This is a genomic window from Thermosynechococcus sp. QKsg1, assembly GCF_031586415.1.
Classification (GTDB): Bacteria; Cyanobacteriota; Cyanobacteriia; order Thermosynechococcales; family Thermosynechococcaceae; genus Thermosynechococcus.
Genome location: NZ_CP134200.1, coordinates 1291376 through 1310737, shown reverse-complemented (window position 1 = coordinate 1310737; position 19362 = coordinate 1291376). Strand labels below are relative to the sequence as shown.

The 19362-nt window shown below is 54.3% G+C and carries 20 protein-coding genes and 1 tRNA gene; 10 read left to right on the top strand and 11 right to left on the bottom strand.

Annotation, left to right across the window (positions count from 1 at the left end; genetic code table 11):
* Positions 1-8: 8 nt before the first annotated feature.
* On the bottom strand, positions 9-2870 hold the full coding sequence (gene ileS / locus RHP47_RS06610; protein WP_310841376.1) for an isoleucine--tRNA ligase: 2862 nt from the start codon (positions 2868-2870) through the stop codon (positions 9-11).
* 90 nt (positions 2871-2960) lie between these two features.
* On the opposite strand from ileS, the gene ruvX reads away from it, so the two are divergent.
* Positions 2961-3416, top strand: coding sequence for a Holliday junction resolvase RuvX (ruvX, locus tag RHP47_RS06605; protein WP_149819291.1), 456 nt, complete (start codon positions 2961-2963; stop codon positions 3414-3416).
* A 41-nt stretch (positions 3417-3457) separates the two neighbouring features.
* On the opposite strand, the gene RHP47_RS06600 is transcribed toward ruvX, so the two are convergent.
* Positions 3458-4204: a hypothetical protein gene (locus RHP47_RS06600; protein WP_310841372.1), complete on the bottom strand. Its 747-nt coding sequence runs from the start codon at positions 4202-4204 to the stop codon at positions 3458-3460.
* Between the two features lie 142 nt (positions 4205-4346).
* Between RHP47_RS06600 and RHP47_RS06595 the strand changes: the two genes are divergently transcribed.
* Positions 4347-5501, top strand: coding sequence for an aminotransferase class V-fold PLP-dependent enzyme (locus RHP47_RS06595; RefSeq protein ID WP_310841370.1), 1155 nt, complete (start codon positions 4347-4349; stop codon positions 5499-5501).
* A 36-nt stretch (positions 5502-5537) separates the two neighbouring features.
* On the opposite strand, the gene RHP47_RS06590 is transcribed toward RHP47_RS06595, so the two are convergent.
* The 8 genes from RHP47_RS06590 to RHP47_RS06555 all read right to left on the bottom strand — a co-directional run bounded on the left by RHP47_RS06590 (position 5538) and on the right by RHP47_RS06555 (position 12017).
* Positions 5538-6158 carry a hypothetical protein gene (locus RHP47_RS06590; RefSeq protein ID WP_310841368.1) on the bottom strand — a complete coding sequence of 207 codons (621 nt, stop codon included), beginning with the start codon at positions 6156-6158 and terminating at the stop codon, positions 5538-5540.
* 148 nt (positions 6159-6306) lie between these two features.
* Entirely contained in the window at positions 6307-6948 is a 642-nt protein-coding gene (purN, locus tag RHP47_RS06585) for a phosphoribosylglycinamide formyltransferase (protein WP_310829008.1), read from the bottom strand.
* Positions 6938-7141 carry a hypothetical protein gene (locus RHP47_RS06580; protein ID WP_310841367.1) on the bottom strand — a complete coding sequence of 68 codons (204 nt, stop codon included), beginning with the start codon at positions 7139-7141 and terminating at the stop codon, positions 6938-6940. The genes purN and RHP47_RS06580 overlap by 11 nt, the downstream gene beginning before the upstream one ends.
* A 64-nt stretch (positions 7142-7205) precedes the next feature.
* Complete coding sequence (locus RHP47_RS06575; RefSeq protein WP_310841366.1) at positions 7206-8984, bottom strand: iron uptake porin; 1779 nt, start codon at positions 8982-8984, stop codon at positions 7206-7208.
* Between the two features lie 276 nt (positions 8985-9260).
* A complete protein-coding gene (locus RHP47_RS06570; protein WP_310841365.1) occupies positions 9261-10943 on the bottom strand; it encodes a DUF3685 domain-containing protein in 1683 nt (560 codons plus the stop codon).
* 11 nt (positions 10944-10954) lie between these two features.
* Positions 10955-11122, bottom strand: a complete 168-nt coding sequence (locus tag RHP47_RS06565) for an ion channel (RefSeq protein ID WP_149819279.1) — start codon at positions 11120-11122, stop codon at positions 10955-10957.
* Positions 11123-11143: 21 nt separating this feature from the next.
* Positions 11144-11731, bottom strand: a complete 588-nt coding sequence (locus tag RHP47_RS06560) for a Uma2 family endonuclease (protein WP_310841364.1) — start codon at positions 11729-11731, stop codon at positions 11144-11146.
* A gap of 154 nt (positions 11732-11885) precedes the next feature.
* A complete protein-coding gene (locus RHP47_RS06555) occupies positions 11886-12017 on the bottom strand; it encodes a hypothetical protein (protein ID WP_255451726.1) in 132 nt (43 codons plus the stop codon).
* A gap of 63 nt (positions 12018-12080) precedes the next feature.
* Here RHP47_RS06555 and RHP47_RS06550 point away from each other — a divergent pair, with 63 nt between their 5' ends.
* The 7 genes from RHP47_RS06550 to RHP47_RS06520 all read left to right on the top strand — a co-directional run bounded on the left by RHP47_RS06550 (position 12081) and on the right by RHP47_RS06520 (position 17049).
* The gene (locus tag RHP47_RS06550; protein WP_310841363.1) at positions 12081-13094 is read left to right on the top strand and encodes a hypothetical protein; all 1014 of its coding nucleotides are present in this window, start codon (positions 12081-12083) and stop codon (positions 13092-13094) included.
* A gap of 93 nt (positions 13095-13187) precedes the next feature.
* Positions 13188-14339 (top strand): NAD-dependent epimerase/dehydratase family protein, encoded by a 1152-nt coding sequence (locus RHP47_RS06545; protein WP_149819273.1) that lies wholly within the window; start codon positions 13188-13190, stop codon positions 14337-14339.
* A 6-nt stretch (positions 14340-14345) separates the two neighbouring features.
* On the top strand, positions 14346-15182 hold the full coding sequence (locus RHP47_RS06540) for a sulfurtransferase (RefSeq protein ID WP_310841362.1): 837 nt from the start codon (positions 14346-14348) through the stop codon (positions 15180-15182).
* Positions 15183-15212: 30 nt separating this feature from the next.
* Complete coding sequence (locus RHP47_RS06535; RefSeq protein WP_286627124.1) at positions 15213-15809, top strand: DUF3611 family protein; 597 nt, start codon at positions 15213-15215, stop codon at positions 15807-15809.
* A gap of 24 nt (positions 15810-15833) precedes the next feature.
* Entirely contained in the window at positions 15834-16538 is a 705-nt protein-coding gene (pyrF, locus tag RHP47_RS06530) for an orotidine-5'-phosphate decarboxylase (RefSeq protein ID WP_226972032.1), read from the top strand.
* Positions 16539-16590: 52 nt separating this feature from the next.
* A tRNA-Val gene (locus RHP47_RS06525) sits at positions 16591-16662 on the top strand.
* Positions 16663-16716: 54 nt separating this feature from the next.
* Positions 16717-17049, top strand: coding sequence for a hypothetical protein (locus RHP47_RS06520; RefSeq protein ID WP_149819267.1), 333 nt, complete (start codon positions 16717-16719; stop codon positions 17047-17049).
* Here RHP47_RS06520 and glmU read toward each other — a convergent pair.
* Entirely contained in the window at positions 17046-18395 is a 1350-nt protein-coding gene (gene glmU, locus RHP47_RS06515) for a bifunctional UDP-N-acetylglucosamine diphosphorylase/glucosamine-1-phosphate N-acetyltransferase GlmU (protein WP_302680034.1), read from the bottom strand. The genes RHP47_RS06520 and glmU overlap by 4 nt on opposite strands.
* 214 nt (positions 18396-18609) lie before the next feature.
* On the opposite strand from glmU, the gene RHP47_RS06510 reads away from it, so the two are divergent.
* On the top strand, positions 18610-19338 hold the full coding sequence (locus RHP47_RS06510) for an HpsJ family protein (RefSeq protein WP_149819265.1): 729 nt from the start codon (positions 18610-18612) through the stop codon (positions 19336-19338).
* The last annotated feature ends 24 nt before the right edge of the window (positions 19339-19362 follow it).

Sequence of the window (19362 nt, the reverse complement as noted above, 5' to 3'; positions counted from 1 at the left end):
TCAATGATCTAAAACGTCCCTTCTAGGGCGGCTTGACAGCGATCGCACAACTGGGGATGCAAGGCCGATTGTCCCACACTTTCAGAATAATTCCAGCAGCGGACGCATTTTTCACCCTTGGCATGACCAACACCAATCCATAGCCCTTCGGCTTCAAGGACATAGGGTACGTCCACCCCTGCCTCTTGCGGCATCAGCTCCACTTGGGACACCAAGAAGAGATAGCGCAATTCATCCACCCCATTGCCACTGAGGGCATCACTGGGATTCATCTCCGCAAGGCGATCGCGCCACTGTGGATCGGCAACATAGAGCCACACTTTGGCTTCCAAAGAGGAGCCAATGAGCTTTTCGGCACGGGCCTGTTCGAGCACCTTATTCACCTCTAGGCGTAGTTGCCGCAGGCGTTGCCATTCACTGGCTAGCCCCGGATCCTGCCACTGGGCAGGAAGCTGTACCCAGCCGCTTTGAAAAACCGAAAGATAGGGGGTTTTGAAGGGCAAATGCTGCCAAATATCTTCGGCTAAATGGGGAAGCACTGGGGCAATAGCACGGGCGAGGTTTTGAACCGCAATGGCAAGGACAGTTTGACAACTACGCCGGCGATCGCTCGCGACAGCACTGATGTACAACCGATCCTTGGCAATATCGAGATAAAAGTTCGACAGATCAACAACACAAAGATTTTGAATCGTTTGGAAAAAGCGATAGAACTGAAAGCTATCAAAGGCCGCCGTTACTTCGCTGAAGACTTCATGCAGCCGATGTAGCATATAGCGATCCAAGGCGGGCAGTTGGGCATAGGGAATGGCGTCTTGATCGGGGTCAAAGTCGTGAAGATTCCCCAGAAGAAAGCGAGCCGTATTGCGAATCTTGCGATAGACATCCGCCAACTGCTTGAGGATATTTTTACCAATGGGCACATCATTGGCATAGTCCACAGAGGACACCCACAGGCGCAATACATCGGCACCATAGGCAGGGTCTTGCTTTTGGTTTTTGCCCCCCTCAATCACTTCGCGGGGATCCGTGACATTGCCGAGGGACTTGCTCATTTTCCGTCCCTGCTCATCGAGGACAAAGCCGTGGGTGAGGACTGCTTTGTAGGGGGCTTGGCCTTTAACGGCAACCCGTGTTAGCAATGAGGATTGAAACCAGCCGCGGTGTTGGTCAGAGCCTTCGAGGTAGAGATCCGCCTGTTGATCGCCGAGAACCGCCGCCCAAGAGGAACCCGAATCAAACCAGACATCCATCGTGTCGGTGCCCTTTTCGTAGCGATCGGCCTGATCTTGCAGGGATTCGGGCAGCAATTGCGCAACGGAGAGTTCCCACCAGGCATCGGAGCCGCGATCGCGAATAATCGCTTGCACATGGGCAATGGTTTCTGCCGTCAGCAGGGGTTCCCCCGTGGCTTTGTCATAAAAGACGGGAATGGGCACGCCCCAACTGCGCTGCCGCGAAATACACCAATCGGAACGCTCCGCCACCATTGCCGTAATGCGGTTTTCCCCTTGGGCAGGAATCCACTTCACCTCGGCGATCGCCCTGAGGGCGGCATCGCGAAAGCCTTCAACGGAGGCAAACCACTGCTCCGTGGCGCGGAAGATCGTTGGTTTTTTCGTGCGCCAGTCGTAGGGGTACTTGTGGACATAGGGTTCTTCCTTGAGGAGGGCACCACACGCTTGCAGTGCCGCAATCACCGCCTCATTCCCTTCCTTGAGGACATTGAGACCGGCAAATGACCCCGCTTCCGCCGTAAAGCAACCATTCTCATCCACAGGCGATAGGATCGGCAAGCCATAGCGCTGACCCACGGCATAGTCCTCTAAGCCATGGCCAGGGGCCGTGTGAACCAGACCCGTCCCGGAGTCGGTCGTGACATAATCACCGCCAATGACAATTTTGCTCTCGCGCTCAAAGAGGGGGTGGCGATAGCGCGCATTTTCCAAGTCCGCGCCTTTGGCCGTAGCCACCACCTTCAGCGTGCAACCAAGGGTGTCACTGAGCCGCTCCACCAAATCCTTAGCAACAATTAAATACTGGTAGCGGGCACTGGGTTTGACTTCAACAAGGGCATAGGTGAGATCGGGATTGACACTCACGGCCAAGTTGGCGGGAATCGTCCAAGGGGTCGTTGTCCAGATAGCAACCCCCAATTTGCCTAGGGCTTTGTACCAAGACTTGGCTAAGCCTGCGGGCAACTCGATGACTTCAAAAGCGGCATAGAGACTGCGGGAGGTGTGGCCTTCGGGATATTCCAGCTCGGCTTCGGCGAGGGCGGTTTTGGAGCTAGGACTCCAGTGGACGGGCTTGAGACCGCGATAGATATAGCCCCGCAGCACCATTTCGCCAAAGACACCGATTTGCGCCGCCTCATAGTCGGGGGTGAGGGTCAAATAGGGGTGCTCCCAGTCGCCCCAAACCCCATAGCGTTGGAAACTCTGCTTTTGCTCGGCAACGGTTTTGAGGGCAAATTCCTTGGCCTGTTGGCGGAGGGTGAGGGGGGTAAGCTGGGCACGCTGTTCGGGTTTCAGGTTTTGCAGTACCTTGAGTTCAATGGGCAGGCCGTGGCAGTCCCAACCGGGGCGGTAGTGTACCTTGCGTCCCCGCAGCAGTTGATACTTGTTGATGATGTCCTTGAGGATTTTATTCAGGGCATGGCCAATGTGGAGAGCGCCATTGGCGTAGGGGGGGCCATCGTGGAGAATAAAGACCTCACCCGGATTGGTTTGCTGCAGCGTTTCATAAATTTGGTGCTGTGCCCAAAAGGCCTGTAATTGGGGTTCCCGTGTGGCTGCATTTGCCCGCATTTCAAAGGTGGTTTGGGGCAGGTTGACGGTGTCTTTGTAGTCGGGGGTCGCGTCAGTCATGGGTGGGTACAGCGGGGTATGATCGTTTGATGGCAAGAAAAAATCGGGAATGGATTCAATTGTAGGAGAACTGTTCTTATTCACTCAAGGATGATTTCCGTTCTAGGTTTGGATCTGGGGCGCAAGCGCATTGGTGTGGCAGGGTGCGATCGCCTAGGGCAGTTGGCCACGGGCATTACAACTATCCAACGGCGGAATTTTGCCAGTGATGTGGCGCAGCTTCGCCAGATTTGCCAAGAGCGAGGGGTGGAGAAATTAATTGTGGGCTTGCCCTACACCCTCGATGGTCAACTGGGTTCCCAAGCCCGGCAGGTGCAACATCTGGCGGAAAAAATTGGTGCGGCCTTGAACTTACCCGTGGAATATATGGATGAGCGACTCACCTCATTTCAGGCGGAAGAGATTCTCAAACAGCGGCGGCGATCGCCCCGTCACCACAAGGACTTAGTGGATCAAATTGCTGCTGCCCTCATTTTGCAACAATGGCTCGATGCCCGTTCGCAAGCGGCAAAAGCAACACTGGCACCCGCTGATCCGCAGCTATAACGGAGGCTGAAAAGTTGTCTGCTCAAATTCTTGGGCACGGGCTACCATGTGCGGGGCTGAAACTGCGCATCGTTGAGAATCGCCACCCCATCTCCCGACTGCGCCAACACAAACAAGCCCTGCCGATAGGCATAGCGAGCCACCTCAGGGGGCACGATCATCCCTGCCACCGCTCCCAAGAGCTGGGTGTCTCGATACTGGTGTGCCAAACGACGAAATTTCGCGATCCGCTCTAAATGCTCATCCACATCCCCTTGGCTCAGTTTGGTTTTCACCTCGACGAGAACCGCTTGATTGGTATTGACGACTAGCAGATCAATTTCTAAACTCTCATTGCCATCTTGGAGAATGACATCGCTGTAAAGCTGAGAGACGGCAATGCCGCGACTCTGAAATAGGCGCAGCACGGCGGGGCGCACCTGCCATTCCACAAATTCCCCAAGGCGATTGCCCAGTTTCCCCAGTTGCTGATTGAGTTGGCGCGCTTCTTCCCGCAACAAGCGTTCCGTTTCTTGAAATCGCCGATCCGTCTCTTGAAATCGCCGATCCGTCTCCTGAAATCGCCGATCCGTCTCCTGAAATCGCCGATCCGTTTCTTGGAAGCGGCGCTCTGTTTCTTGAAAGCGGCGCTCTGTTTCTTGGAAGCGGCGCTCTGTTTCTTGGAAGCGGCGCTCTGTTTCTTGGAAGCGGCGCTCTGTTTCTTGGAAATGGCGTTCGGTTTCCTTTTGAGCTTCTAACAGCTCCCCTAGTAATCGCCAAACGTCATCAGGAGTGTATGCCTTTGTCATGACTTAATTGACAGGATTAATTTACCGAGCCGTGCTTGCAAGTGCCGCCCCTTGAGTGGGGGAATGAAAAGGGGACTTGCTACAGATCTTTATCTTAAATCCTTTGCGGTAGCATCTATCTATCGCTCTGCAATCACTATCGATGAACCTAGAGACACTGCGCGCCTACCCCGCCCTACTGAATAAGATCTACCTCAACTATGGGGGACAAGGGCCGCTGCACCAAGACACATGGCAGGCCATCATCCAGAGCGATCGCCACATTCAAGAGGAAGGCCCCTTTGCCAATCGCGTCTTTCCCTGGCTGAGCCAACAACTGCAAACCCTGCGGCAAGAACTGGCACAGCTTTTGGGGACGAGCGCCGAGACCATTGCCCTCACGGATTCTGTAACCACTGGCTGCAATATCGTTCTCTGGGGGATCAACTGGCAAGCGGGCGATCGCCTGCTGATTTCTAACTGTGAGCATCCGGGGGTAGTGGCGATTACCGAACAATTGGCGCGGCGGTTGGGAGTGGTGGTGGATCGGGTGGCCTTTTGGCCCTGGTGTGAGGATGAGGTGGCCGCCATTGAAGCCCGACTCCATCCCCGCACACGCTTGGTCGTCCTCAGTCATTTGCTGTGGAATACCGGGAAACTTTTGCCGTTGGAGAAAATTGTTGACCTTTGCCACCGTCGCGGCATCCAAGTCTTGGCGGATGGTGCCCAAAGTGTGGGTATGGTGCCCCTGAATTTACCTGCCTTGGGGGTGGACTACTATGCCTTTACGGGACACAAGTGGTGCTGTGGCCCTGCGGGTCTCGGCGGGCTGTACATTCGGCGCGATCGCCTGCCGACGTTGGAACCCACCTTCATTGGTTGGCGCGGCATTCATCAAACCCGTGATGCCCAACCGGCAGGCTGGAAGGAGGATGCCAGTCGCTTTGAAGTGGCCACAACCGCCTTTTCCTTGGTACCGGGGTTAACCACTGCCCTGCGGGTGCATGATCAATGGGGGACTGCCCAAGCGCGATATGAGCGCATTTGTGGGCTGAGTCATTATCTTTGGCAACAGTTACAGGGCATAATGGGTTTGACCTGCTTGAGTCCCGTGCCGCCGCCGTCGGGCTTGGTGGCCTTTCAGTTAGCTAATGGTCAGCATCGCCAATTGGTGCAAGACCTTGAGGCAGAGAATATCTTGGTGCGGGAATTGCTCTATCCTGCCTCGGTGCGAGCCTGCGTGCATTACTTTACGCTGCCGCAGGAGTGCGATCGCCTTGTTGCTGCCCTCAAACACTGGCTCCAGAATCATCCTTAGGACGCTTGAGAATTGAATTAGAGCGATTAGAGTCACCTACCATATCCGGGGCTGAAACTGCGCATCATTGAGAATCGCCCCCCCATCTCCTGATTGCGCCAGCACAAACAAACCTTGCCGATAGGCATAGCGAGCTACTTCAGGGGGTACGATCATCCCTGCTACGGCGCCCAAGAGCTGGGTGTCCCGATACTGGTGTGCCAAACGACGAAATTTCGCGATCCGCTCTAAGTGCTCATCCACATCCCCTTGGCTCAGTTTCGTTTTCACCCCGACGAGGACGGCTTCATCAGTATTGACGACTAGCAGATCAATTTCTAAACTCTCATTGCCATCTTGGAGAATGACATCGCTGTAAAGCTGAGAGACGGCAATGCCGCGACTCTGAAATAAGCGCAGCACGGCGGGGCGCACCTGCCATTCCACAAATTCCCCAAGGCGATTGCCCAGTTTCCCCAGTTGCTGGTTGAGTTGGCGCGCTTCTTCGCGCAGCAAGCGTTCCGTTTCTTGGAACCGTCGGTCAGTCTCTTGAAATCGCCGATCCGTTTCTTGGAAGCGGCGCTCTGTTTCTTGAAAGCGGCGTTCGGTTTCCTTCTGAGCCTCTAATAGCTCCCCCAATAACCGCCAAACATCTTCAGGGGTGTATGCCTGCGTCATGACTGGATTAACAATTGCTCACGGATACATCCCCAATCCTAACCCGAATCAATGCTCTCCACTGAGAAAAGGATGCTGACGCAATTCCCAAGCCAATCAGAAAAGAGGGCGGACCCTCGCCCTGAGAGATCCTTCTATTGGCCAAGGATCAGCAGGAAGCTTGTGATTGCCGTGCGGCAATGTCGGCGATCGCCTGCTTGAGAATGCGGTGTTCTTGGACTTGAATGCGGGCGTGGAGGGTTGCGGGCGTATCATCGGGGAGAACGGGCACTGCTGCTTGGACTAAAATTGGGCCACTATCCACTTCCTCTTCCACCAGATGGACGGTACACCCAGTAATTTTCACACCTGCTGCCAAGGCCTGCTCAACGGCATGCAATCCCCGAAAACTGGGGAGCAAACTGGGATGCAGGTTAATTACCCGCTGGGGGTAGGCATTGAGGAGGACAGGCGTCACAATCCGCATCCAGCCCGCCATCACTACCCACTCGACCCCATAGGCTTTGAGGGTTTCGACAATGGCCGCATCCAGACTTTCACGGTTGGGGTAGTGGCGATGGTTGAGGAGGACACTGGGAATCTGCCACTGTTTTGCCCGCTCTGCGACAAAGGCATCGGGATTGTTGTAGATCAGAACTTGAATCTGGGCAGCCAATTCCCCTTGGGCGATCGCTTCGGCGAGAGCAGCAAAGTTGGAGCCATTGCCAGAAGCTAAAACGCCTAACCGCAGGGGACGGGGCGTGGGCGCGATCGCTGGAGCAGAAGGGACAACAAGAGCCTCACTGGACATGACGGGCATTACTGATTTTAGTGCTCAATAATTCTAAGGCCTTGGCCACCATTGGATCGCCTGAATGCGAAAGAGTTCCCCTGCCCACATCCACCTGCTGGCCTTGGGTTTGCAGGAGCAGTTGACGGTACGCTTGGGGCGGCAGAAAGCGGGTATAGGGATCATTGAGGCGAACAAGGGTTTGCTGAATCAACCGATAGATCGTCTCCCATAAAAAAAGCCCCCTCACAGGGAGGGGGAAACAGGTCAGTGCGGATTTAGAAGCTAAACGTTGTCCGCACAGCGCCAACAACGATGGGATCGTTGTTTGAGTTACTGTTGGGGTTGAAGATGGCAATCACCCCAGGGGTAATCGAGATATTGCGACTCACCGCAAAGCGGTAGAAGCCCTCTAAGTGATAGGAGTTGAAGGACGTGTAACTTTGGCCAGGAACACCAGGGACGTTTGTGATGCTAATGAGCTGAGGGGGCTGGCCAAAAACAAGACCCAGCAGATCTCCCTTCCGCCAGAGGTCAGGGGAAGCAAAGGTAATGGCCCAGTTGACAATTTCAGCCTCACGGCGGCCACTTGTTAGAGCAGGGGGTCGAACACCATAAACATTAGCATAGCCTGCCCAGCCCGCAACATTCAACTGCTTGATCGGGCGATAGGTAAACTGGAAGCCCACCGCATCCGCTGCTTGGTTAGGCACGTTGTTAGCTGCATTCCCCAAAGGGTTTGCCGCTGAGCGGAAACCAGAGCTACCTGTTCCCCCAAAGGGATCAAGGCCATAGGAGTGGGTGTAGGTCACCCCCAAGGCGAGGTTTTTCATGGGGCGCACATCCACTTGGGCCAAGGCGGCATAGGCACCATCAAAGAGGCCATTGAGGCCATTGTTCGCAACTCGATCAGGATCGTTGGCAAAGGGTGCAAGGTAGCCTACATTGAGGGTGACGCCGGTGCCCCGTTCCTTATTTTGGATGAGGTCGTACTTAAAGGTCACACCCGCAGCATTGGCAGCACTTCCTGCGCGGTAGATGGGATGATAACGCCCAAAGCGAGAGAGGGCACCCGTATCACTGGATTGGAGGAAGGGGTTGAAATTGTTGACATTGTCGTTGAACTCACCCCCCACAAAATCTAGGATCATTTGACCGCGACGGGTCACTGGGAAGCTGTAGAAGGCTTTTTGCAGTTCAAATTGGTTGTCATTAGTGCCATCATAGCCAAGGCGCCCCATATTGGTGCCCATCAATGCGGCATAACCAGTAATATTAGCTGCTTGCAAGCGCAACCGTAGGCGATCCTTGCCATAGAAGCTGGTATCGAGGTTGAGACGAACGCGGTTGTTAACAACAGTGTTATCATCAATTGCGGGTTGCGCACCACCTAGACCAGGACGTAGTGCCCGCTCGTTCGTCAATATATCGGAGACGTTGAAGATAACCGTAGCGTTGAGCTTAGTGAGGGTGGCAAATTGAGTGGCTTCGAGGTTGGCGACGCGGCCTTCAAGGTTGGTGACGCGGCCTTTGATGACGGCGAGTTCATTGGCAAATTCTTGCATCAGGCGGCGCAGGGTTTCAAGGTCTTCCTTGGTGGCAAAGCGATCGCTAATTACATCGAGGCAGGCATTCAAAGCGGCTGCCATTTCATAACGAGTAGCGGCACGATTGCCACGGAAGGTGCCATCGGGATAACCGGCAATACAGCCGTATTTCTCGACAAGAGAGGCCAAGGCCTGATAGGCCCAGTCTGTAGGGCGCACATCCGAGAGTTGGCTTACAGAGGTCACTTGACCCATGCTCGATGTCGTAGGGACACGCCCCACTTCTAGTTCGGCCACTGAGGGCACAGAGAGGTTGCTGCGGCGATTTTGGGCAACAAGTGTCGTGCTGGTGGGCAGTGTGGTTAGGGATTCAGCACCAGCAGTAGGGGTTTGAAACTGAGTGGTACTGAAGTTGGTCAAAGCGGTATCAGCGGCTGTCGCTGCACCTGCCAGCACACCCAACAATAAAACAGGCGAGGTCAAAACCAACCCCTGAAAAATGCGGGACATAACGTCTTACTCCTTCACTCCTCAATGAACTTGTCCTAAAGAACGAGTCCCTAAGACAGAATTCTCCTTCAATTATTGATCCTACTGAGATGCTCGCTAAAGTTATTCATCTGCCAGCAAGCTGAGCTATCAGACTTTCTTACAGAGGCTTTAGCACATCTCATAGAAACTATCCCCCAAGGGGCAGAGATAGTTACTTACCAGCCAGATTCTAACACCGTGTTCGTTGGCTTAAGGTTATCTCAAGGTTAGGAGCCGTTTAAGAATTAGGCCAGCTCAAGGTTTGGATGAGGTTTTTTGGGCTTCAGAGCGACTCCAGCCACTGCTAACCGACTGACCAATGCCCTGCAAAATGCCCTGACCAATGAGTCCCAAACCGCGACCAATCACCTGCGTCAGCAGATACACCACTCCCTTGCCGACCCAAGCCACCACTGCCCGTACTGGGGGGGCTAAAGCATCGCGCGCCTCCAGCGCCAAGGTCAGAGCGTAGGGAATCCCCTCGAGTTGCATCAGTTCCTGTTGACGGGGGACGGTCAGCGCTAGTTCCTGAATTCCTCGCTCCGTTAGCCGCAACACTACCAGCCGACTTTCAAAGATATCTTGGGGTTCCTTGACCCAGCGCCGCCAGCGGTAATGCCAAGAGAGAGCGTTGCGAAAGCGTTCCATTTCCCGCGTTGAGGTGTATTGCGGCTGAAAAAATGTCTGTTGAATCACTGCGCTATAGCAACACCGATTCAGCAGCGGATAGACAATGCCATTGGCGACAGTGAGGAGACAATGATCAAGGAGGGCATCGAGGATTTCCAAGGCGGCAGCGGTGCCGTAGCGATAGGTCTGCTGATGAATCACGAGGGGCTGTTGCACCAGTAAATGAGCCAGCATCTCCGCCACAAAGGGGATTGGCTTCAGATAAACGCTGGCCACAGTTTCTCTTTCTGTGAGCAATTGCTCAATCAGATCGGCGTCACTGCCGAGGGCAAAACGATAGGGACGAAAAAACTCCCGCAGGCTCTGTTCCCACAGGTCTTGCAGTAGGGAGCTATCCCGCTGGTGCAGAAATTCAATACTGGGTGGTGTTGCTTGTAAAGTGCGCACGAGGAGATCCCACTGCCGCAGGATGGTATAGAGCAGTTCCCGCCGCTGTTGTAGGGTGAGCACCTCTAACTCCAAAGGCCGCGACGTTAGGTTCAAGAGATCCGACTGCATCCGTTGTAAGCAGCGATCCACCAATTGGGAAATGATCTCAATCTGCGGACGCACAGGGGGCACCACTGGCGCAGGAGGGGCTTGACTCGGGTGTGGCAAGAAACGGGAGACTAACCAGCGGGCAGCACGAATTTCCCGATGGCGACCTTCACACACCAGCCGTTCGAGGGCAGAGAGGCGCGATCGCCCCAAGTACTGATCCAAACCCTGTAACCACGCATCCATTTCCCCCAATCCCTGCTGCAGAACCTGATACCGCCAACGATCCCACGGATTGGGAAAGAGCACACTCAAGGGGGGTTTTGGGGGCGTGACGGTGTGAACGATTTCCCCTTGGGCAATGGCCAGAATTCCCGCCAAGAGATCACTCAGCGCCGTATTGCGATGGTAAATGCCTTCGACACCCGCCTGTTGGGCAAGGGAAACTAACTCAAGGGCAGCGGGTCGGACAGTGAGAATTATCCGCAGGGTAGGATAGTGCTGCTTCAACCACTGCCACAGCCAAGGGGTAGTGGCATCATTCACTGTGAGTTGGGCATCACAGAGAACAATCCAAGGCGTGCGTTCTTGATCGAGGGGCGTGTTTTCCAGATAGGTGATCAGACCATGGCCATCGTGAAAGACCAGCGGCTCAATCCCCAACTGCTGCTGAATTCCTGTCCAAAGGCCAAGGCGCACCACATCCTCTCCCTCGACAATGATGAGACCAAAGTTGGGGGAGGCATCAGCAGTGATAGGGGACATCGACATTTGCGCAAGACTTAGTTGGGGTTGGGACTATTCAGATATTGACTAACCAGCCGCGCCATGACAATTGCTGAATACATTTGACCAAAAATGGCCTCAAGATTGGCGATCGCCATCGCTAAAGGACTTGTGGCAGTAATATCGCCATAGCCCACGCTGGTGAGATGGGTAAGGCATGGCACAGGTCAGTCAAGGAATTCTTTTTAGGACTCACCTAACTCAACGTCTGCATAGAGATCACTGAGTTTTAAGGAAGTCTGTAACGAGGGCAGTAGTAGCTCCTGCGTAATATCTTGCCAAATCGTGAGCAGCCATTGATATTCAGCCTGCCGCAAATATTGTTCAACACAGGGGCGATCTTGGCTAATCAGGAGATATTCTTGCAGGGTTGGAATCTGGCGATAGTCGAAAAATTTTGTCCCGCGATCGCGATCCGCTGTCGAAGGCGATAAAACCTCAGCAATGAAAATCGGCTGCATCACCACATCGTTGCGTCCCGCCACCAAGGGCACCGGCTTCGGCGTCACCATGACATCAGGATAGTAGTACGACTGCGTTTCCGGAATCCAAAGGCGTTGATCTGTGACAAAGACGCGGTAGGGCTGTCCCTTGAGTGCCAACCGCAGAACCATAGCTAGAGATTGAATCAGTTCATTATGATTAACGCTGCCTCCGGGCATAGTGTAAAGTTCTCCTTGGCGATACTCATGGCGTTCCGTTGCCACCACTTCTTGAGCTAAGTAAGCTTCCGGAGTGAGGTACGTGACCGCTGGCTCCAATACTGTGGTCATCAGAGTTCCCGTCAACGCGATAGTTCAATCCTAAGCAATTCAACGCCCCTTTCTAACATATGGGGTACACGGTGAAATGTTCTTCTACTAGGGTTTTGAGCGTGGTCAATTCTTGGGACAGGGTCTGTCAGTGAAACGTCGCCAAATCAACCGCTTACTCCTCTGGGGAAATGCAGGCTTGGTAGCCAGTTTGACCCTCCGCCAATAGCGTGAAGCCCAAACGCGGGTTCCCGATGACAGCGAATTTCACCTGTTGTTTGGGACGGCAAGGTCTATATTGCCGCACGGGATGGTTATCCCTACTGTTTGGGGTAGGCTATACTGCTGAAGCTGTGCTTTTCTCCGACCGATGGAGCCAACGCCTGATTTTGTTTTGCCCATTCCGGCGGCGGATACGCCCCTTTCGGAAGAGGAATTTCTCCAACAGGTACGCCAAGCGTGGCAGGTGTGTGAACGCTTTGACCTGCAAACGGAGATCTGGCGGGGACAAATTTTGCGAGCCGTGCGCGATCGCTATCGCCATCAAGGGGATGAACGGGGGATAGGCTTTCAGCAGTGGCTCCAGGAACACGAAATCAGTAAACGCCGTGCCGATGATTTGATTCAGTTGGCCGATCGCGCCGATGAATTGCTCAAGGAACGTCCCCTGCCCCCCGAAGCCATTTCTCGCTTTAGTAAACGCGCCTTTTTGGAAACCGCCGCAGCAGATCCTGAGGTGCAAGCCCTGATTACCCAAGCCGCAGCAGCGGGCGATCGCATTACCCACCGTGAAGTGCGCCAACTGCAAGCGGAATGGACGGCTCTGCACTCTGATCTCCTACCGCCAGTGGTGCGCCAAAAGGCCAGCGATCGCACCCTTGCCCCCCGCTACGTCGCTCCTCTAGTCAAAGAATTAGAAAAGCTCCCCCCCCAACAGCAGCAGGAACTCTCCCAAGAGCTGGCCAGCGACCCCAGTGTGGAAACGGTTAAGGAAATCACAGCGACGGCTCGCCAACTCAGCCGCTATCTGGAGGCCGCTCTCCAAATTCAAGCCCTCAACGCCCACCCTGTGGATCTGGAACAAGTCCTGATCGAAGCCCAGCGCCTTGAGCAACTGCAAACCGTTGCCGATCTCCTGCAGCAGGCCGCCCAACTGGAAAGCACCATTGCTCGGCTTTATACCACGTGGCAGCGCCTCAGCCATTTGAGCGATCGCCTCTACCAAGCATCGGGTGCCAGCACACCGCAATTACAGGCCCTATTAGAAGCCTTGGATTTTCTCTCTGGGGATATGGTGCAAATTGAATTAGCGGGACAAATTGTTAAACTGCATATCTTCTCAGAAAGAGAAACGAATGCCCTAGATTCTCCTCCCGAATTCTAAACCAGTGGATCACCGATGTCCCCATTACTGGTAACGTGGTATGGAAGCCATTCAATGGCTGGCGGAGTAATTATCGATTTCAGCACGGTTAGCATGAGAGTCCTCGTAATTGGCGGTGATGGTTATTGCGGCTGGGCGACAGCCCTGTACCTTTCAAATCGTGGCCATGATGTGGCGATTTTGGATAGCCTCATTCGGCGTCATTGGGATGCTGAACTCTGTGTCGAAACCCTCACGCCGATCGCCCCCATTCAGCACCGTCTGCAACGCTGGCAGGATCTCACTGGCAAAAAGATTGGCCTTTATATTGGCGATATTTGTAACTATCACTTCCTTGAGCGCGCCATGCTGGAGTTTCAGCCCGAGGCGATCGTCCACTTTGGCGAACAGCGCTCCGCCCCCTACTCCATGATTGATCGGGAACACGCCGTCCTCACCCAAGTCAATAACGTGGTCGGCACCCTCAACCTACTGTACGCTATCCATACCCACAACCCTGACTGCCACCTTGTAAAACTGGGCACCATGGGTGAATACGGCACTCCTAACATTGACATTGAAGAGGGCTACATCACCATTGAGCACAATGGTCGCAAAGATACATTGCCCTATCCCAAGCAGCCCGGTAGCTTCTATCACCTCAGTAAAGTTCACGATAGCCACAACATTCACTTTGCTTGCCGCATTTGGGGCTTGCGTGCCACCGATTTGAACCAAGGGGTAGTCTATGGCGTGCTCACCGAAGAAACGGGCATGGATGAATTGCTGATCAACCGCCTTGACTACGACGGTATCTTTGGCACCGCCCTCAATCGCTTCTGTATTCAAGCTGCCATTGGTCATCCCCTGACGGTCTATGGCAAGGGGGGGCAAACTCGCGGCTTCTTGGATATTCGCGATACCGTGCGTTGTATCGAATTGGCCGTTAACAACCCCGCCGCACCGGGTGAATTCCGCGTCCTCAACCAGTTTACAGAACAGTTTAGTGTGGGCGACCTTGCCCACAAAGTTCAAGAAGCGGGTAAAGCCCTCGGCCTCAAGGTGGAAATCCAGCACCTCGAAAACCCCCGTGTTGAAAAAGAAGAGCACTACTTCAACGCCAAAAACACCAAATTGCTGGATCTGGGACTGCAACCCCACTACCTGTCGGATTCGCTCCTTGACTCCCTGCTGAACTTTGCCATCAAATACAAAGACCGAGTGGATGTCAATCACATTCTCCCGAAAGTGAAATGGCGCGCCTAAGCTCCTATGTCCCCCTATGCCGTAACGGCCTCTTGGTTGACTGAGCATTTGGCAGATCCAACGGTTGTGATTGTGGACTGCCGCTTTGACCTCATGGACACGACGCGCGGGCAACGGGAGTATGCCCAAGGGCACCTGCCGGGTGCCTATTATCTCGACCTAGAGCAGGATCTCTCCAGCCCTCGGCAAGAACATGGCGGCCGTCATCCCTTACCTGATCCCGAGAAATTAGCAGCACGGCTGAATGAGATCGGGGTAACTCCAGAGACGCTAGTGGTGGCCTACGATGACTCACGGTTTGCCTATGCGGCTCGCTGCTGGTGGCTTTTGCGCTGGTTGGGGCACGATCGCGCAGCGGTGCTTGATGGTGGCTATCGCGCCTATGTCGAAGCTGGGTATCCGACAACCACTGAGGTTCCCTCGCCTCGGCCGGGCAATTTCCAGCCCCATCCTCATCCGGAGTGGGTAGTGGATCGCGCTGCCGTGATGGCTGCTCAAGCTGCCCCCCAGACAGTGATTGTGGATGCCCGCGAACCCCGTCGCTATCGCGGTGAAATTGAACCGATTGACCCCGTGGCAGGTCATATTCCCGGAGCAGTGAATTATCCGTGGCAGGCCATCTCCGATGCACAGGGGCGACTCAAATCGGTTGCCGAACTGCAAGCCCACTGGCAGCCCTTGGCTGCGGCTGAGCAAATCATTGTCTATTGCGGGTCGGGGGTAACCGCCTGTGTGGATATTTTGGGGCTGGCGATCGCTGGCCTGCATCAAACCAAGCTCTATGCGGGCAGTTGGAGCGATTGGTGTTCCTACTTGGCGGCACCCCATGGCCCTTCGCTATGATCAAGCCTAAGCCCTCTTCCTCACCCGACCATGGAACGTCTTCCCGGTAATGCCCCCCCACCATCCCATCGCAGTACGACCCAACCTCTCCACCGTCTTGGCCGTGAACTGCAACGCTTTGGCTGGATTGGCTTTTGGACACAGGTCGTCCTTGGCTTTGTCTCGCTGTTGATTATTATCATTGTTATCTTTAGTCGCCAATTCAATATCAATCGTCCGCAAAATGGCATGAATAGTCCCACACTGGGCTTAGTGCTGGCGATTATTGGTCTAGTGTTTTTAGGCGTGAGTATTTACTGCTGCTATCGCTATCCGCAACTGGGACGACGCTTGGATCGCCCAGAAAAACGCCCGACCAAGGAGCACGTGATCCGCAGCTTGAATATTGGTCTCTGGGTAAATATTGCTGGCATGATTTTTACGGTGGCTGCCGCCGAGTGGAATGTGGGAATGTTGTTGCTCAAGGTGCTGTCGATTCCCCAAGGGGCGGCGGTCTATGCCACTAATGTCTTGATTGAGCCGTTGGAGATTTTTGTGATTCAGGCGAAGGTGAATACGATTGCCGCTCAGTTGACGGGTATTATTGTGGCGCTGTGGTTGTTGCGCTGTGTGCGCCGTCCCCTGTGAATCGTCTGAGGAGATCCAAGAGACTTGTTTAATTCTCAAGAGGCTGTTGCCAGCAAAATTATTGTGGCCTTGGATGTGCCCAATTTGGAGGTGGCGATCGCCACTATTCATACGCTGCCCCAAGTGCAATTTTGGAAGGTGGGGCTAGAACTCTTTTGTGCCAGTGGGCCGATTATTCTCGATGTCCTCAAGGATCAGGGGAAGCGTATCTTTCTCGATTTGAAGCTCCACGATATTCCCAATACGGTGGCCGCCGCAGCCCGGGCGATCGCCCCCTATGGCGTGGACTTTGTGACTATCCATGCGGCAACGGGATTAGCGGGTCTGAAAAGCGCGCAGGCGGCTCTAGGGGGAAGCGCCACCCAACTCATTGGGGTGACCTTGCTCACCAGCATTGACGCAAACACCCTGCAGCAAGAACTCCAGATTCCCCTTGATCCGGCCACCTATGTTGAACGCATGGCTGATCTAGCCCATCAAGCGGGACTGGCGGGCATTGTCTGCTCTCCTCAGGAGGCGGCACGGGTAAAACAACGCTGCGGAGAGGAGTTCTTGAGAATTTGTCCGGGGATTCGCCCCCTTGGTACTGCCACAGGGGATCAAGCGCGATCGCTGACGCCCAATGCCGCCTTTGCTGCTGGTGCCTCTTATCTTGTGATTGGCCGTCCGATTTTACAAGCAGCGGATCCCGCCGCAACCTTTGATGAAATTTGCCGCCGCCTCGTCTGAGCGATTTACAAAAGCCTGCAAACCAAGATATGATTAAAAATTGTCTGAACTAGGGCGATTAGCACAGTGGTAGCGCACTTCCTTCACACGGAAGGGGTCACTGGTTCGAATCCAGTATCGCCCATTGCTGACTGCAAGTTATAAGATGAACTTAATCAGACGAGTTTAGGACTCTGCCATGAGTACCCCAATTCCGCCGCTTCAACTTCCCCCCTGTGGTGACTGCACTGCGGATGCGGCATGGTTGGAGGCAGCTCTTCTCGATTGGCTCAACACCGAGTATTTACCGGAAGCTGTGAATCTGGCGATCGCCCAGCGAGCCGCCCAAGTGTACCGCCGTCAGCGACTGGAAGGGGAGCATGATCTTGGCGGCATTCTCTTGGCTCTGGTCACGGAGTTGCAAGAGTTTGATTTTTCCCAAAGCTTCTATAGCGAGTTTGCGGTTGCTAATGCGGTGAGTGATCTGCTCCTGCGGCGGCTGGGCATTGAACCCTGCTGTGGGGCGGGCTAGGCTTTGGGGTGCCAGTTGGGCTTGACCACTTGACGACAGCGAGCAATGACAAGGGCATGATCCGGTACATCTTCTGTGACCGTTGAACCCGCCGCCACCGTAACATTTTCGCCAAGGGTTACCGGAGCCACTAAAACACTGTTAGCCCCGGTCTTGGTGCCGCTACCAATATGGGTGGGGTGCTTGCGCACACCGTCGTAGTTGGCAGTAATCGTGCCGGCACCAATATTCACGCGATCGCCCAAGGTGGCATCGCCTAGGTAGGACAGATGAGAGGCCTTGGTGTCACTGCCCAACTGCGCTTTTTTTAGCTCGACAAAGTTACCAATGCGGCAGTGATCGGCAACCAGACTTTGCTGGCGGATGTGGGCAAAAGGCCCCACTTGGGTATCATGGCCAATCTCACTGTCGCTAATCACGGCATAGCGAGCCGTCACCCGTTCGCCAATAACACTGTTTTCAATCAAAGTGCCGGGGCCAATGATGCTACCACTGCCAATACGGGTTTGGCCGCGCAGGTGAGTTTGGGGTTCAATCACCACATCGGGAGCCAGCTCCACGGTGTCCTCAATGGTAATGCTGGCCGGATCAATCAGGGTCACCCCCGCCTGCATCCAAGCAGTTTTGATGCGATTTTGCAGCACTTGATAGGCTGCCGCCAACTGCACGCGATCGTTAACGCCCAAAATTTCCTCATAGTCTTCCACGTCCACCGCCATCACAGGACTGAGGGCATTGACGGCATCCGTGAGGTAGTATTCCTGCTGATCATTGTTGGCTTGGAGATAGGGCAACACAGCAGCAAGTTGGGGCCAGTGGAAACAATACACCCCAGCATTGATGCGGCGGTTTTGCTTTTGGGCTGTGGTGCAGTCACGGTCTTCAATAATTTGCTTCAAGATATTCTGACTGTCACAAATCACACGGCCATAGCCCTGGGGGTTGGGAATTTGTGCCGTTAAAATAGTGGCTGCATTGTTGTGTTGCTGGTGGACTGCGAGCAAGTGTGCTAGCGTCTCGCCACGCAAGAGGGGCACATCGCCGTTAAGTACCAAAAGATGGCCTTCATAGTCCTTGAGGTGGGGCAAAAGCTGCTGTACCGCATGACCCGTTCCCAGTTGTTCGCGCTGCTCGACAAATTCCACGTGGGGTTGATCCGCTAAGGCAGCCCGCACTGTGTCTCCCCCATAACCAATGATCACAAACTGCCGTTGCGGTTGCAGAGATTGAACTTGGTGCAAAACCCAGCCCACCAGCGATCGCCCACCTAGGGGATGGAGAACTTTTGGCAGCGAGGATTTCATCCGTGTGCCTCGTCCTGCCGCTAAGACTGCCACAATGACCATGGATTTGTTGTGCCTCAATGCGCAAAGGGATGGCGAACGAGCAATACTGGGGAGAAGCAGCCCAGCCGCATCAGCGCCATGCACAATTGGAGTATACCAAGGTTGCGGTAGCCAAAGATAGCAGCGCCATAGGCGAGTCAATGGGTCCAAGATGAATCAACGGCACCAAAATCCAGTAAGGTTGATGCAGTAGTTGACGAGTCACTCACAGTCCATGACCGCTTCCAAATCAACCAAGCGACCTGTCCCCTTGGCGGCTCAGTTCCTAAAACTGGTGGGAATCATCCTGCTCCTCACCTTCTTGGTCGAGTGGGGTATCCTCTTTATTACTCCCCAGTTCAATAACAGCCAGTGGCAACTCACGGTCGTCAACCAATTCATTGAGCGCGGTGCCACCCCCTTGATTGGGTTTGTCTTTATCTACACTGGCTTTTGGATTCAAGCGGTTTCTGGCAGTACGACGCAGCCGGAGCCGGGGGAACCTGCCCTCAAGGATTGGCGATTTTGGGTCTTTGTCCTCTCGAGTTTGCTAGGATTGCTCTGCCTGCTGGGGATTCCCCTCTACCTATCGATTACGGGGCAAATTATGGAACAGGCGGTCAACCAAATCAATCAAGAGGCGGCACAGGCAGAAATTCGGGTTGAGCAGGAACAGCAGCAAATTAAACAACTGGCCAGTAGCGGTCAACTGGAGCAACTCCTGAAAAGCAATCAACTCCCCCCCGATCAACGGGCGATTCTCGAGCAGTTACAAAAAGACCCCCAAGCCCTTGATAAACAAGCGGGTCAGGCACGGGAGCGCATCCGCAACCAGCAACAAGAAGCGGTGAATCGAGCGCAACAGGAAGCCTTTGTGAATCGTCTAAGGGTAGGCATTCGTAGTTTTCTATTGGCAGTGGGCTTTATTACCATTGGTTGGAGTGGTCTGCGCGAGCACCGCTAGGCATCGTCACCATTGCCGCCTACC

Coding starts and splice junctions, on each gene's coding strand:
- RHP47_RS06535 (WP_286627124.1), top strand. CDS start 15,213: ATGGAACGTCTTCCCGGTAATGCCCCCCCACCATCCCATCGCAGTACG.
- RHP47_RS06510 (WP_149819265.1), top strand. CDS start 18,610: ATGACCGCTTCCAAATCAACCAAGCGACCTGTCCCCTTGGCGGCTCAG.
- RHP47_RS06540 (WP_310841362.1), top strand. CDS start 14,346: ATGTCCCCCTATGCCGTAACGGCCTCTTGGTTGACTGAGCATTTGGCA.
- RHP47_RS06550 (WP_310841363.1), top strand. CDS start 12,081: ATGGAGCCAACGCCTGATTTTGTTTTGCCCATTCCGGCGGCGGATACG.
- RHP47_RS06595 (WP_310841370.1), top strand. CDS start 4,347: ATGAACCTAGAGACACTGCGCGCCTACCCCGCCCTACTGAATAAGATC.
- ruvX (WP_149819291.1), top strand. CDS start 2,961: ATGATTTCCGTTCTAGGTTTGGATCTGGGGCGCAAGCGCATTGGTGTG.
- ileS (WP_310841376.1), bottom strand. CDS start 2,870: ATGACTGACGCGACCCCCGACTACAAAGACACCGTCAACCTGCCCCAA.
- RHP47_RS06590 (WP_310841368.1), bottom strand. CDS start 6,158: ATGACGCAGGCATACACCCCTGAAGATGTTTGGCGGTTATTGGGGGAG.
- RHP47_RS06575 (WP_310841366.1), bottom strand. CDS start 8,984: ATGTCCCGCATTTTTCAGGGGTTGGTTTTGACCTCGCCTGTTTTATTG.
- RHP47_RS06520 (WP_149819267.1), top strand. CDS start 16,717: ATGAGTACCCCAATTCCGCCGCTTCAACTTCCCCCCTGTGGTGACTGC.
- RHP47_RS06600 (WP_310841372.1), bottom strand. CDS start 4,204: ATGACAAAGGCATACACTCCTGATGACGTTTGGCGATTACTAGGGGAG.
- glmU (WP_302680034.1), bottom strand. CDS start 18,395: ATGGTCATTGTGGCAGTCTTAGCGGCAGGACGAGGCACACGGATGAAA.
- RHP47_RS06545 (WP_149819273.1), top strand. CDS start 13,188: ATGAGAGTCCTCGTAATTGGCGGTGATGGTTATTGCGGCTGGGCGACA.
- RHP47_RS06570 (WP_310841365.1), bottom strand. CDS start 10,943: ATGTCGATGTCCCCTATCACTGCTGATGCCTCCCCCAACTTTGGTCTC.
- purN (WP_310829008.1), bottom strand. CDS start 6,948: ATGTCCAGTGAGGCTCTTGTTGTCCCTTCTGCTCCAGCGATCGCGCCC.
- RHP47_RS06560 (WP_310841364.1), bottom strand. CDS start 11,731: ATGACCACAGTATTGGAGCCAGCGGTCACGTACCTCACTCCGGAAGCT.